Raw genomic sequence first — 12256 nt, forward strand, 5'->3', positions numbered from 1 at the left:
TGCGCCGTCTCCTGAGCCTGCCCCGTCGCCGGACTCTGCGGCGTCTCCGGAGTCCCTCGTGCACGCGGCGTCAGCGGCCCGCCTGGCGGCCACGGACGAGGCCGGTGTCCCGGCCGTGCGGGTCAGCGACCTGTCGGTCGTCAGCGCGGCCGACGGCCGCCCGCTGCTCGACGGCGGTTCGATGACCGTGTGCCCCGGCCAGGTCGTCGCATTGACCGGCCCCTCCGGCTCCGGCAAGACCACGCTGCTACGGGCCGTCACCGGCATCCTGCCGCCCGGCACACGGCGCGACGGCGGCACGGTCGAGGTGCTGGGCACGGAAGTGCTGCGGCTCACCGACCGGGAGCTGCGCGCCCTGCGGCGGCACCGGCTCGCGTATGTGGGCCAGGACCCCGGCTCCGGCCTCAACCCCCGGATGCGGGTGCGGTCGTTGCTGCTGGAGACGGCCGTGGAACGTGGCCCGGAAGCCGTTCGCCAGCTCCTGACCGAGGTGCGGCTGCCGGTGGACGAGGGGCTGGCCGACCGCCGCCCCGGCGCCCTCTCCGGCGGCCAGCAGCGCCGCGTCGCGCTGGCCAGGGCGCTGGCCCGGCGGCCCGCCGTCCTGCTGCTCGACGAGCCGACGGCCGGGCTGCACCCCGCTCTGCGCGACGAGGTCGCCGATCTGCTGCGGCACCTGGCGGCCGAGCACCAGCTCGCCATCGCGCTCTCCTGCCACGACGCCAACCTGGTGGCACGGCTCGCCGACGAGGTCGTCGAGCTGCGCCCGGCGGGCCGTACCGGCCAGGCGTCAGCGACCGCGGTCCACCGCCCCACCGCCGCCACCGCGCTACGGAAGGCCGCCTCCGCCCCGAAGGCGCTGCCGAGTCCGGACAGGAGCGCTGACACCGCTGCGGACCCCAGCACCGGCATTGACACCAGCACTGGCACAGGTACTGGCACAGGCACCGACGCCTCCGCCGCCGTCGGACCCTGTGCCGAAGTACTCGCGGTCCAGGACCTTTCGGCCACGGTCGGCTCCGGCGCCAGGCGCTCCCGGCGGGCGGTGCTGCACGACGTACGCCTCGGACTGCCACCCGGCGGCTCCATCGGCGTCGTCGGCGCTTCGGGCTCCGGCAAGACCACCCTGGCCCGGGCGCTGGTGGGGCTGCACAAGCCGTCCACGGGGACGGTCACCCTCAGTGGCGCCACGCTCGCCGCCTCCGTCCACGGCCGCTCCCGCGATCAGCGCCGCAGGCTGCAACTCGTGCCGCAGGACCCGCTGGGCGCGCTCAACCCGAGCATCACGGCCGGCGCGGCCATCGGCCGTCCGCTGCGGCTCCACCACGGGGCGAGCGGCGCGGTGGCGCGCGAGCGGGTCGCCGAACTCCTCGAACAGGTGGCGCTGCCCGCCGACTTCGCCGGACGGTACCCGCACGAGCTCTCCGGCGGGCAGCGGCAACGCGTCTCGATCGCCCGCGCGCTGGCGGCCGGTCCTGAGGTGCTGGTATGCGACGAGGTGACCTCGGCGCTCGATGAGGAGACCGCCGACTCCCTCATGCGTCTGCTGGTGGGCCTGCGGGACGAGCACCGGCTCGCGCTGGTGCTGATCAGCCATGACCTACGGCTGATCGCTGACCGTACCGACACCGTGCTGGTCCTCGACGCGGGGCGCATCGTCGAGTCCGGCCCGACCGCCCGCGTCTTCGAGGCACCGGCGCACCCGGTGACCGAGGCCCTGCTCGCCGGTCATCTCCCGGCCACGGGCACGGTGTCCGTGGCATAGCCCGGTGCGCGCGCCGGTCGCCGTGCCCACCTGTCCCGTAGCGCAGCGGCCTGCCAAGCCCCTAACGCCCCCAGTATGGGAACCCCCTTGAGGGGGAGATTAGGGGTTACTCGGGACGAGTGGCTGCTGGTGAACTAATGGTGGACAAGAACACCCGCCGGATCACTGGCCGAGATTCATCATCTCCGTCTCGCTCCATCACGAGAGGAGCTTCTCATCGTGCCCGAGAAAGCCGTGGCTCAAGACGTTCTGACAGATGAAGTCGTTGCCGAAGAAGCGAACGTGATTCTTCGTGGTGGTCCCGCGGCGGACTTCCCCGAACACGAGCGAATTCGATACGTGCCGGACAGGGAGACGACGCTCAAAATCCCCCGCGGCGATCATTACGAGCATTTCGCCCCGACCACCGAGAGCGTTACCCACGACGAACGCGATCTCCAGGTATTCCGATGGACGGGCTGCACATACGTCGCCGAATAATGGCCGGCCCCCACCCAGCCATGGCCGTGGGCCGCGGAGTACGTTCCGCGGCCCACGGTTTGGTGTCCGGGCCCGGAGAATCCTGGTGTCCCGGCACCGGGGAATCGGCGCTGGTGGGCATGGGGCACGAACGTGCGGACGTGCGGACACCATCCGGCCCTGCCCGCGCGGTCAGCCGTCGCGCTGCTTCCCCGGAGCGGGCTGGTCACCCCGCGGCCGCGGGGTGACCAGCCCCGTCTCGTAGGCGACGACCACGGCCTGCGCTCTGCTGTGCAGGTTGAGCTTGGTCATCACGCGGTTCAGATGGGTCTTGACGGTGGCCTCACTGACGACGAGCTGGTCCGCGATCTCCGCGTTGCTCATGCCGCGCGCGACCAGCCGCAGCACCTCCACCTCGCGGGCCGTGAGCGGGTCGAGTTCCGCCGACGGGCACCCCGAAGAGCTCTCCCGCCACGGCACGTACGCCTCGATGAGCCGCCGGGTGACGCTCGGCGCGAAGAGCATGTCCCCGGCGGCGACCGAGTTGACGGCGGCCAGGAGGCGGGCCGTGCCCGCGTCCTTGAGCAGGAAGCCGCAGGTGCCGACCCGGAGCGCGGCGTACACGTACTCATCGAGGTCGAAGGTGGTCAGCACCAGGATGCGGGGCGGCGGTTCACCCGCCGCCGCCAGAATGCGTTCCGAGGCGGTGATGCCGTCGATGCCGGGCATCCGGATATCCATGAGGATGACGTCCGGGCGGGTGGCCGCCGCCATGGCGATGGCCTCCTCACCGTCAGCGGCCTCCGCGACCTGGTCGATATCCGGGGCGGCGCGCAGCAGTGCCGCGACCCCCGCCCGGATCAGTTCCTGATCGTCCACAACTAGAACGCTGGTCATGTGCCCCCGCTCCCCCGCCCTCATGACGCTGCCGAACCGGTAGACGCCAGCGACGGTCAAGGACGTTCCACGACCGGAGGGGCGAGTGTGGCCGGAAGCACCAGCCGGACCTGGAAGCCTCCCGTCGGCTGCGCACCGGCCGTCAGTGTGCCGCCGTAGAGCTTGGCCCGCTCACGCATGCCAATCAAGCCGTGTCCGGAGCCTGAGCGGGGTATGGCCGAAACCCTCTGCTGCCCGTCGTCGGACACGATGACCGTCGCCCGCTGCGCGCTGTACTCCACGCGCACCGTGGTCCGGGCCGAACCGGCGTGCTTCAGGACGTTGGTCAGGGCCTCCTGAACGATGCGGTAGACACACAGCTCGGCGCCGGGAGCCAGCGACGGCCGCTTGCCGCTGACCTTCAGTTCGACCGGTACGCCGGCGCCTCTGATCCGCTCCACGAGCGCGGGCAGCTGGTCGATGCCGGGAGCCGGCGCCAGTTCCCCTCCTCGCTCCCCTTGCCACCGCGGGTCCGTGTCCGCTCCGTCCCCCGCGGCGCGTTCGGCATCGGCGTCGCTCTCCTCCCATTCCACCCGGAGCACGGCCAGCAGCCGCCGCAGCTCCTCCAGCGCCTCGCCGCTGGTGTGGGAGACGGTCGCCAGCGCGGCGCGTGAGGTGTCGGGGTCGGAGGAGAAGACGTACTCGGCGAGACCGGCCTGGACGGAGATGACCGTGATGTGGTGTGCGACCACATCGTGCAGTTCACGGGCGATACGCACCCGTTCGTCCGTCACCGCGCGGCGCTCGCGTTCCTCCTGGGCCAGCTCCAGCTCGGCCGTGAGACGCGCGAGTTCCACATTGCGCCGCACCGAGGTACGGGCGATATGCCCGAACCAGCACAGCACGATGGGGTAGACGACGCTCTGGCCGAGGATCGTCGCCCAGGAACTCTCCTCGGCCATGAAGCCCGCGAAGTTCCATACGGCGGCCAGCGCGGCGGAGCAGCCGAGGGCGACGGCGGGCCGACGAGCGGCGGCGACCGTGTAGAGGGCGAGGAGCGGCCCGAGGGAGTTCACCACGGGCCAGTAGCCGAACCCGACGTACACGGCCCACGCGGCGCAGACGCCGAGACAGACCAGGACGGGCGCCCGGCGCCGCGCCACGAGCGGCAGGTTGACGACACAGGTCAGCAGCGAGCCGGACGCGTCCAGGCGTTCCCACTGCGCGCCGGGCGGGTCTTCATGGCCGAGCAGCAGACTGACGACGGTGAATGACAGCGCGAGCAGCGCGTCCACGACCCATGGTCGCACCCTTCGGGGACGTCCCGACAGCGCTCGCCTGATGGACATCACCGCAGCGTAGGCCCGGTTCCGCCGTTCGTCATCAACTCAGCGGTGGACACCCGGAATAAGTCGCTGGTTGTACACCGGGACAGCCATATGAGGGAGACGGGCGACGTACAGAGAACTCTGTGCAGAGGAGTCTCCGCGATGCCCGATGCACGATGCCCGCATGACCGACAGGGCTCCCGGCGCCGATCCCGGCAGCGCGGCCACTGCTGAGGCCGCCGCTGAGGGCGGCGCGCGGCGCACCACGCCCGACCGTGTCCGGGCTGGCACCACCTGCGGCTCACGGCCGGCCGACTCGCCGCTCTCAGCGCCGACCTGGTGGCCGTCATCGACCGCCACACGCCCGCCGATGACGCCGCCTCCGACGCCGACGCGCGGCCCGTGATCGTCCAGCTCCGGTCCTTCCCCCGCCAGGACCGCGACGTTCAGGGCCCCAGCGTCCAGAACCGTGGCGTTCAGGGCCCCAGCGATGACGACGGTCGCGCGGGCGAGGAGCGCACGGCCCGGGCGCCCGCGCACCGGGAGCACGCCGACCCGTGCGGCGCCGACCTGGGCCGCACGGACCGGAGCGGCAGGTGACCATGGCCGCCAGCGGCTGCCTCGTGCGTCGGCACCGCGATGTCCGGCCGCTGTGATGCGGGGGCCCTGATGGGGCTACCAGTCGCTTCAGGTCGTTTTTCTGACCCGGGAGGCGGGTCCGGCACCCGGCGTGGTGGGCGGTCTCATCGCGGTGACCAGCATGGGCGGTGTCGCCGGGGCGCTCCTCGCACGCCGGGTCGCCACCCGCGTCGGCCCGGCCCGTGCGCCCCTGGCGAGGGTCCGGCTACGCCGTCATCCCGTCGGCCTGGTGCGCGTGAACGTGTCGTCGGTGCCGTCGTTCCAGGTGATGACCATCTTCTGGCCGCCTTCACTGATCGCGGCCTTGCCGGTCATGGTGTCGCCCGCGCAGGTCGCGGTGACGTCCATGCTCTCGTTGGCGGTACCGCTACAGGCGACGCTGCCGAGCGACATGAAGAACGTGGTTCCTGTGACGGTCAGGATGCCGACCTCACCGTTGGGGCCCTTGTCCTCGTGGTACCAGACGCCCTGCGCGCTGTCGCCGCCCGTGCCGCCTCCGGTGGTCGAACCGCCCGACGTCCCGCCGCTGATGCCACTGGGCGTGGGGACCTTGATGTCGCCCGCGCCACCGGAGTCCGCGCCGCCGATCGCCTGGCTGCCGCCCTTGCCCGGCGGCTTGCCGAACGGGCTCCCGCCCTCGTCGTCGCCGTCATCGCCGCAGCCGGTCAGCGTCAGCGCCAGCACCGCGGTGGCGGCGACCATCCATGTCTTGTTCCGCACGAGAATCCCCCGTCATGACCAGTTCAATTGCCAGCGCAACCTAGCAGGTCAGAACTGCCCGTCCGGGCCCTGGGCGGGTTCGTCGAAACACAGGGACAGAATCGATATCCAGCCGTTGCATCGGTCGCTTCCAGCCTCCGCCGAGGGGCTGACCGGATTGGCTCGAATTCGGCTGCGTGTGCCGACTGGGCCGCGATGTGGGCCGGTCCGGCCACACGCCGGGCGGCGACGAGGGAATACTGGTGCCCATGGGGACTTCGTTCGTGGGGGCGGCGGCGCGGATGCCCGCGTGGGTGCCGCCGACCGAGGTGGAAAAGGCGCTGTTCGAGGCCAAGTCACGGGAGGACTGGGACGGTTATCTACGTGTCCTGTTCGGCGTCGCCACGTTCGCGTACGCGCCCAGGGACATGGTTGACGACGACAAGCTCATCTCGTGGCTCCCCTACGGCGCCCCGCGCGGCCCCAGATACCTCGCGGTCTACACCCGCGGCGAACTGACGGCGCCCCGCGACGACGTCGTCGCCTGCGACGTCTCACTGCCGATGGCGCCCTACGTCTGGTGGGGCGGGAAGCTGCGGGGGCTCGTGGTCAACCCGGGGACGCCCACCGAGGCGTACTTCCCGGATGCCAGGCGCAAGCGCCGCCGCTGGCTGGCCCTCAAGGAGGAGACACCGCTCGCGGAGGACAGCGATACGAGCGGCGCCACGTTGCTCACCAAGTACACCGGTCCGCTGCGCGGTCCGCTGGCGACCGGGCTCGCCTGCGGCGCCCACCTGTCGGTGCACCGCCGCGCGCTGTGGAACGACCTCACCGACGTCTACGCGGACTACCGAGGCGACGCCGACATCCTGCGCAGCGCCTGGGGCGTCACGCACCGTACGCACTGGAAGCGCCAGTTGGACCTGCTCCTCCAGGCCATGAACAGCCCGCCGCAGCCGGAGTTCGTGCTGCGGCTGCGCGGTCTGATCGCGCGCCGCGACCCGGGTGCGCACACCGACGCGCAGCTCTGGCAGCGGCTGGCGGCCAGGACCCTGACGGAGCGCGGGACCAGCGAGGACGAGGTGGCCGAGGTGTGCGCCCTGATACGGCGCATCGTCCGCTACGAGGCGCGGTTCCGGGCTGACGGCCTGCTGCCACCCGACGGCTATGTGCGGTCAGCCGCCGGATACGACTACGGGCGGGCGGTGAGCGTCGCCCGCTGGGGCCTGGGCGCCCGCTACGCGACGCGGCCGGAGGCCGAGCAGGCGGTGATCCGCGCCGGGGAGCTGTGCCGGGAGCGTTATGACTCGTGGGAGGAGTTCTCCGCCGGTTACATCCTGGGACGGGTGCTGCGCTTCGACGAGGAGGCGTTCGGCCCGATGTACGCCTCGGCACTGGCCCCGCACCGCGTGCTCGTCGAGCATGCCGCCAGCCCGTGGCGGACTCTGCCCTTCCAGCTCCCGCCCGGCTGACCACGGCGCGGCCACAGGCGGTGCGGCCGCGCGTGCGCGCCGTCGTGCTCCTCGGCGGCGCTCGGGAAACGTGACTTTCGGCAGTGCCGTACGGTCAGCCGGTTCCGTACTGTCGCGCACGTGAACGAGACAACGACCGGTGGCGCGATCGGGGCGGACTCGGGGACAGCGACGGAGCCCGGAGCGGGTACGGGAACGATGCCCCGTACGGGCGGCGAGGCGGCGCCTCATACCGGCATCGGTGCTCCGCCCCGTTCCGCGGCCGGGCATAGCCGTGTCCGCCAGTTCGTCGCCGCTCATGCGGGGAGTCTGCCGACGGCCGCCGCCGCGGCCGCGCTCGGCCTCAGCGTGACCAGTGTGTGGTGGGCCCTGCCGACCGCGGCCTGCGCCTTTCTCGCCGGGCGGCGGCCCGGACCCACGCGGCCGACAGCGCTCGCGCTGGTGGCGGTGACCGCGGCCGGTGTGGTGGCGGTGACCGTGGTTCCGGGCTGGCTCGTGCTGGCAGAGCGGTTCGTGGCGGTCGTGGTCGTGGCGGTGATGCCGCCCTGGTTCGCGGGTCGGTTCCTGCGGCAGTACCAGGACCTCGTCCGGGCCGGCTGGGAGCGGGCCGAGCAGCTTGAACGGGAGCAGCGGCTGATCGCGGACCAGGCCCGGTCGCGGGAACGGGCCCGTATCGCCCAGGACATGCACGACGTCATCGGCCATGACCTCAGCCTGATCGCGCTGTCGGCGGGCGCGCTGCAACTCGCGCCGGGGCTCGAAGGGCAGCACCGGGAGGCCGCCCGTGACATCAGGGCCAGGGCGGCGGGCGCGGTGGAGCGCCTGGGGCAGGTGATCGGCGTGCTGCGCGAGGAGACGGACGAGGCGGCGGCCCGGCCCGCCGACGCCAGCGTCGCGCACCTGATCGGTGCGGCGTCGGCGGCCGGTCTCGTGATCGACGCGCAGGTCGAGGACGCGACCGGGAAGGTGCCGCCGGTGGTGGAGAGGGCCGCGTACCGCGTCGTACAGGAGGCGCTGACCAATGCCGCCAAGCACGCCCCCGGTGCGCCGGTGGCCGTCCGGGTGGCGCATGCGGCCACGGCGACGGAGGTGGTGGTGGAAAACGGCCCACCACGGCCCGCCACCGGGGCCCATGACGGTCCCGTCGGCACCCGGACCCGCGACAGCCGCGACAAGCGCGACAGTAAGGAGGCCGGTGTCTGGGCCCGGGCTGATCCGGACCCACGGTCGCCGGCCCACCGCCCGGAGTCCCGGCGCGGGTTCGCCGGTATCCGCCTCCGCACCCTGACCGGGGAACGCGGAGCGGAGAGGGCAGGCATCACCCGTCCCGCGGCCGGTGCCGCGCGCGGCAAGGGAGGCGGGCGTGGCCTGATCGGTCTCGATGAGCGCGTACGGCTGGCGGGCGGCTCGTTCACCTACGGGGCGCGCCAGGACGGGTTCGCGGTCGTCGCCCGGATGCCGCACACGCCCCCGGCGCAGCCGCCGCCCGCCGCCGCTCCGCCGCCGGGCCTGTCCGGTGGCGGGCTGCCGCAGGAGCACCGGCGTGGCCGCCGCCGCCTGGCGCGCACGCTGGTGGCCGCGGTCATGCTGCCGCTGGTGACGGGTGCGGTGCTGAGCGCCGTACTGATGGGGTGGAGTGCGCTGATGGCGTCGCGGGCGGTCCTGGACCCGGGTGACTACGCGGGACTTCGGGTGGGGCAACATCGTTCCGAGGTGGAGCGGCTCCTGCCCGGCCACCAGACGACCAAGAGGCCACCCGCTCCGGAACCGAAGGGACACGGCATTACGTGCGAGTACTACGCGATGACGGCCAACCCGTTCGACGACCGGTCCGGCGACGCGTACCGGCTGTGCTTCCAGCGGGACACCCTGGTCTCGCTGGCCGCCCTGAGGCCGTGAGCGTCCGGTGATCCGGGTGCTGATCGCCGACGACGAGGCGATGATCCGCGCGGGCGTACGGGCCGTGCTGTCCACCGATCCGGGCATCGAGGTCGTCGCCGAGGCCGGTGACGGGCGCGAGGCGGTCGACCTGGTGCTGCGTCACCGGCCCGAGGTGGCCGTGCTCGACATCCGGATGCCGGGTGCGGGCGGCATCGAGGCGGCGGCGGAGATCCGCAGGACGGCACCGGCGACGCGCGTCATCATGCTGACGACGTTCGGCGAGGACGACTACATCCTGCGGGCGCTGAGCGGCGGCGCCGTCGGCTTCCTGATCAAGTCCGGCGAGCCCGAGGAACTGATCGCCGGGGTACGCGCGGTGGCCGACGGCGCCGCCTGTCTGTCACCGAAGGTCGCTGCCAGGGTGGTCGCCCATCTCGCGGCGAGCGGTGCGGGCGCCGCGGCCGGTCGGCGTACCTCCGCCGAGGCCCGTGTCCACGCGCTCACCGCCCGAGAACGCGAGGTCCTGTCCTTCCTCGGCGGCGGGCTGTCCAACGGCCAGATCGCCCGCCGGCTCCATGTGGTGGAGGGCACGGTCAAGGCCCATGTCAGCGCCATCCTCGCGGGTTTGGGTGTCGACAACCGGGCCGCCGCCGCTGTGGTCGCCCACGAGGCCGGGATCGTCCCCGCCGCCGGGCCCCCGCAGCCGTGACCGCCGCTTGCCCAGCGACAGCGTCACGCGGAGCGCGAGCGGCATGAAGGCGATCAGCAGGGCCGCGACGCTCGCGCCGCCGAGCACCGCACCGGCGAGCACGTCATGCGGATAGTGCACGCCGACCAGCAGGCGCAGCAGCGCGGCGGCCCCGGCCAGCGGCAGCGTCACGGCGGCCAGGCGCGGCCACAGGATGGCCAGTCCCACCGCGAGCCCGGCGGCCAGCGTGGCGTGGTTGCTCGGGAACGACCAGTCCCCCGCCGCCGGGCACTCCGCCAGCGCCTCGGCGCCGCGCAGCGCGCGGCACGGCCGCTCCTGGTCCACCGCCAGCTTCACCGCCTCGCTGACCGCGTAGGCAGCGGCGGTGCCGACGCCGGTCAGCACGGCCCCAGCCGCCCTGCGCGGCTCCGCACGGCGGACACCCGTCCACCACATCCACACGAGCAGCGCGCCGAGGACCACCAGCGTGCCGTCACTGGCCAGTTCAAGGAGCGAGGCCAGCCACGACGGGACGTCCGCCATCGTCTCGGTCACCCGGCGGTACGCGGAGGCCGAGGCGCCATCCGTCACCTCGACGGCATCGGCCTCCCCCAGGCCGCCTGGCGAGAGCCAGCCGACCACCCCACCGGCCACGCCCAGCAACCCGAGCGCGAACAGTGGTGGGCCGACGCGAAAGACTTCTTGAGAGTTCCTTTCCATGGTCACCGAACGTAGAAGCGGCGGTCACGAAGAACCCGAGCCGAACGGCGGGCCCGTCCCTGGACGAACGTCGGGGTTGACGCCCGGCCGCTGTGCGGTCAGGCCGGTGGCCGGGTCCCGGATCATGCGGCGGGCGTCGGCGTACGCACAGGAACTCGCCTGCGCCCTACCGGCGTCACACCGCGTGGTGGTGGCCGCCCGCAGGGAACAGAGCGACAGCGGTGGGCGCTGCGGAGGGGCAAACGACCGATCGTGCGGCCAGGTGCCGTGTTCCACCCGAAAGGAGACACACCGTGCCGCACGCCAAGAGCGCGGACGGGGTCCGCATCGCCTACCAGTCCACGGGTGACGGTGTCCCGCTCGTCCTGCTGGCCGGACAGGCGAACACGCACCGCTGGTGGGATCGCGTACGCGAGGACTTCGACGCCGCCCACCGCACGATCACGCTCGACTACCGGGGCACAGGGCAGAGCGACAAACCCGACAGGCCATACAGCACCGAGGGGTTCGCGCGGGACGTCATCGCGGTGCTCGACGACCTCGGCGTCGACCAGGCCCACGTCTACGGCACCTCCATGGGCGGACGCGTCGCCCAGTGGGTCGCCGCCCGGTACCCGGACCGGGTCCGCGCCCTGGTGCTCGGCTGCACGTCACCCGGCGGGCGGCACGGCGTCGAACGCGGCCATGACGTACGCGCGGCGCTGGCCGGGACCGGACCGGCGGCCAGGCAGGCCCTGCTTGAGCTGATGTACACCCCTGCCTGGCTGGCGGCCCACAGCGGTGACGACGCCACGGAGCACCACACGCTCGGCGACCCCACCATGCCCGCCCACGCCCGCCGCGGGCACCTGGCCGCCAGCCGCGGGCACGACGCGTGGGAGGCGCTGCCCGGCATCCAGGCGCCCACGCTGGTGGTGCACGGCACGGACGACCTGCTCAACCCCACGGCGAACGCGGCGCTGCTCGCCGGCCGCGTTCCCGGCGCCCGGCTCCGGTTGATCCCCGGGGCGCGGCACGCCTATTTCGAGGAGTTCCGCGACCTCGCGAGCCCTCTCGTCCTGGATTTCCTCACGGACCAGCGGCGGGCCACGGGTTGACCGACCGGCAGCACGGACATCAGCGGCGGGGCCGGTCGCGAGCCGGGCCGTGACCTCATGGCCCGTCCCGCGACCGGCCCCGGTGTGGTCAGCCCGCCTGCCCCCCCACGGTGGCGGGGCACGACGCCGCGCGACATGAACAACCGCGGGCCCTCGGTGGTCGAGTCGATCGCCTCGTTCACCGTCGTGAACCCGAAGGGCTCGGCCATCTCCACGCCCGCGACGAAGGTGGGGATGACGTCGCGGGGGCCGAACACCTCGGTGGAGTCCAGGATGCGGCGGTGCCACTCGTCCCTGCCCACGTAGCGCTCCTCGCCGGGCGGCAGCTCGGGCAGCCTCACGCGTACGCGAAGCGTCGTTGAACACGACACGTGCGCACCCGAACGACCAGGCCAGCGCCGGGCGCTGAGCATTGTTCGGAGAGAGCCGGAACGCATACCTGAGCTGCGTGAACCCCCCTTCGGCTGATGTGATCAACGTAGTACGCGCCACTGATGTAGGGTCTCGCCGCCGATGACATGTCGACCTTCTGTGACCTGCTGGTTCTCTGTTGTCTCACCGCGATGTCACCCAAGATCAGTCTCAGATCGATGCCATTTCCTCGGCGGAACGATGAGTCTGCGGCTGAGCCACCG

10 protein-coding genes and 3 pseudogenes are annotated in these 12256 nt (G+C 72.6%); 7 read left to right on the forward strand and 6 right to left on the reverse strand.

The window, feature by feature from the left end:
- The first annotated feature begins 58 nt into the window (after window positions 1-58).
- Both AC5P1B_RS18925 and AC5P1B_RS18930 read left to right on the forward strand, forming a co-directional pair.
- Window positions 59-1762 carry an ABC transporter ATP-binding protein gene (locus tag AC5P1B_RS18925; protein ID WP_493888470.1) on the forward strand — a complete coding sequence of 568 codons (1704 nt, stop codon included), beginning with the start codon at window positions 59-61 and terminating at the stop codon, window positions 1760-1762.
- 219 nt (window positions 1763-1981) lie between these two features.
- Window positions 1982-2242 (forward strand): DUF5988 family protein, encoded by a 261-nt coding sequence (locus AC5P1B_RS18930; protein ID WP_493888471.1) that lies wholly within the window; start codon window positions 1982-1984, stop codon window positions 2240-2242.
- 171 nt (window positions 2243-2413) lie between these two features.
- Here AC5P1B_RS18930 and AC5P1B_RS18935 read toward each other — a convergent pair whose 3' ends face one another.
- Together AC5P1B_RS18935 and AC5P1B_RS18940 are read right to left on the reverse strand one after the other, a co-directional pair.
- A complete protein-coding gene (locus tag AC5P1B_RS18935) occupies window positions 2414-3118 on the reverse strand; it encodes a response regulator (RefSeq protein ID WP_493888472.1) in 705 nt (234 codons plus the stop codon).
- 56 nt (window positions 3119-3174) lie between these two features.
- Window positions 3175-4446: a sensor histidine kinase gene (locus AC5P1B_RS18940; RefSeq protein WP_493888473.1), complete on the reverse strand. Its 1272-nt coding sequence runs from the start codon at window positions 4444-4446 to the stop codon at window positions 3175-3177.
- A 318-nt stretch (window positions 4447-4764) separates the two neighbouring features.
- On the opposite strand from AC5P1B_RS18940, the gene AC5P1B_RS18945 reads away from it, so the two are divergent.
- Window positions 4765-5025 carry a hypothetical protein gene (locus tag AC5P1B_RS18945; protein WP_493888474.1) on the forward strand — a complete coding sequence of 87 codons (261 nt, stop codon included), beginning with the start codon at window positions 4765-4767 and terminating at the stop codon, window positions 5023-5025.
- Between the two features lie 252 nt (window positions 5026-5277).
- Here the strand turns inward: AC5P1B_RS18945 and AC5P1B_RS18950 are convergent, their stop codons facing one another.
- The gene (locus tag AC5P1B_RS18950; protein ID WP_493888475.1) at window positions 5278-5784 is read right to left on the reverse strand and encodes a hypothetical protein; all 507 of its coding nucleotides are present in this window, start codon (window positions 5782-5784) and stop codon (window positions 5278-5280) included.
- 248 nt (window positions 5785-6032) lie between these two features.
- On the opposite strand from AC5P1B_RS18950, the gene AC5P1B_RS18955 reads away from it, so the two are divergent.
- From AC5P1B_RS18955 to AC5P1B_RS18965, 3 genes are all read left to right on the forward strand, one after another.
- Window positions 6033-7235, forward strand: coding sequence for a DUF1266 domain-containing protein (locus AC5P1B_RS18955; protein WP_493888476.1), 1203 nt, complete (start codon window positions 6033-6035; stop codon window positions 7233-7235).
- Between the two features lie 198 nt (window positions 7236-7433).
- Window positions 7434-9134: a sensor histidine kinase gene (locus AC5P1B_RS18960; RefSeq protein WP_493888628.1), complete on the forward strand. Its 1701-nt coding sequence runs from the start codon at window positions 7434-7436 to the stop codon at window positions 9132-9134.
- A 40-nt stretch (window positions 9135-9174) separates the two neighbouring features.
- Window positions 9175-9825 (forward strand): response regulator, encoded by a 651-nt coding sequence (locus AC5P1B_RS18965; protein WP_493888629.1) that lies wholly within the window; start codon window positions 9175-9177, stop codon window positions 9823-9825.
- On the opposite strand, the pseudogene AC5P1B_RS18970 reads toward AC5P1B_RS18965, so the two are convergent.
- Window positions 9805-10524 (reverse strand): annotated as a pseudogene (locus tag AC5P1B_RS18970) (phosphatase PAP2 family protein); the annotation flags it as partial. The gene AC5P1B_RS18965 and the pseudogene AC5P1B_RS18970 sit on opposite strands and share 21 nt — an antisense overlap.
- A 293-nt stretch (window positions 10525-10817) precedes the next feature.
- On the opposite strand from AC5P1B_RS18970, the gene AC5P1B_RS18975 reads away from it, so the two are divergent.
- Window positions 10818-11621 (forward strand): alpha/beta fold hydrolase, encoded by an 804-nt coding sequence (locus tag AC5P1B_RS18975; protein WP_493888477.1) that lies wholly within the window; start codon window positions 10818-10820, stop codon window positions 11619-11621.
- Between the two features lie 80 nt (window positions 11622-11701).
- On the opposite strand, the pseudogene AC5P1B_RS18980 reads toward AC5P1B_RS18975, so the two are convergent.
- Window positions 11702-11941, reverse strand: a pseudogene (locus AC5P1B_RS18980) (radical SAM protein); the annotation flags it as partial.
- Between the two features lie 16 nt (window positions 11942-11957).
- Window positions 11958-12113 (reverse strand): annotated as a pseudogene (locus AC5P1B_RS18985) (helix-turn-helix domain-containing protein); the annotation flags it as partial.
- Between the last annotated feature and the right edge of the window lie 143 nt (window positions 12114-12256).

Source organism: Streptomyces sp. A01 (genome assembly GCF_059026195.1).